Below are 1,235 nucleotides of genomic sequence, written 5' to 3'. Positions count from 1 at the left end.
CCATCATCGTGCTGATATCTACCGAAATTCCCTTCCATGTCTTCAAGACCGACAATTTCGTTCCCACCGATGAAAAACTGGTGGTGACGGCTTCCGATCCCGATCACCGCATCGTGCGCGAGTTCAATGCCACCAATGCGGCGCAGGAATATTCCGCGTCCGTCGGCATCGTCGCGCAGATGCTGACGCCACTGAGCTTCGCCTCGCATCCCGTGGTGGTGAAGGTGGGCGGCCAATATTATTGCCGGTCGATCCAGAAGATGCATGCCGACGGCTCGCTGTCGTTCTTCTGCGCCATAGACGATGGCGTCGTGCTGTCGATCGCTCAACCCAAGGACATGGTCGAATCGACGCGCGCCGCCCTGCGCGATGTCGAGGAGAGGCTTGGCGGTATCGACATGATCCTCGGCTTCGACTGCGTGCTGCGCCGGCTGGACGCGCGCAATCGGCAGGTATTTCGCGAGATCTCGGAACTCTACCGGGTCAACAATGTCATCGGCTTCGGCACCTATGGCGAACAGTACCGGTCGATGCATCTGAACCAGACTTTCACCGGCATCGCCTTTGGCGAGCGCCAGGCGGCGGAATAGGACGGCGCAAACAAGATGCCGCTGAGGGACATAAACGATCTTGAAAAGCTGAAGAAGATCAACGCGGCACTGGTCAGCCGCGTCGAGCGCTCTATGGACCAGCAAGGCAACGCCTTTTCGCTGTTCCAGACCGCGATCTCGCTGGAAAACCGGGTGCGCACACGTACCGAGGAACTGCACTCGACCTTGCGCCGGCTGGAGCAGTCGAACATCGACCTCAGCGCCGCCAAGGAAAACGCCGAACTGGCGAACCTGTCGAAAACCCGTTTCCTCGCCGCTGCCAGCCACGACGTGCTGCAGCCGCTGAACGCGGCCCATCTCTCGGTTTCGGCGCTCGCCGAAGTTCAGACCAGCGACGAGGGCAAGAAACTGGTGCGGCAGGTCGAGCGCTCGCTGGAGACGATGGAGGACCTGCTGCGAACCCTGCTCGACATCTCAAAGCTCGATGCCGGCGTGGTGCAGCCCGACATAGGCGATGTCAGCCTGGAAGCGCTGTTCTCGTCGCTCCGCTCGGATTTCCTGCCGGTGGCGGAGATGAAAGGCCTGTCGCTGAAATTCCGGCCGGTCCATGCGGTGGTCCGCTCCGACCGCACGCTGCTGCGCCGCATCCTGCAGAACATTCTCTCCAACGCGCTGGGCTATACA

At 60.9% G+C, this 1,235-nt stretch carries 2 protein-coding genes; both read left to right on the top strand.

Annotated features, from left to right (window positions below; all coding sequences use genetic code 11):
• On the top strand, positions 1–590 hold a 590-nt coding region (locus EOC06_RS43670), incomplete at its 5' end, for an FIST C-terminal domain-containing protein (RefSeq protein WP_245470118.1).
• Between the two features lie 15 nt (positions 591–605).
• On the top strand, positions 606–1,235 hold a 630-nt coding region (locus tag EOC06_RS27360), incomplete at its 3' end, for a HAMP domain-containing sensor histidine kinase (protein ID WP_245470117.1).

Origin of the sequence: Mesorhizobium sp. M7A.F.Ca.MR.362.00.0.0, from assembly GCF_004023175.1 — a bacterium.
Lineage (GTDB): Bacteria > Pseudomonadota > Alphaproteobacteria > Rhizobiales > Rhizobiaceae > Mesorhizobium.
This window is presented reverse-complemented; position numbering and strand designations above follow the sequence as displayed.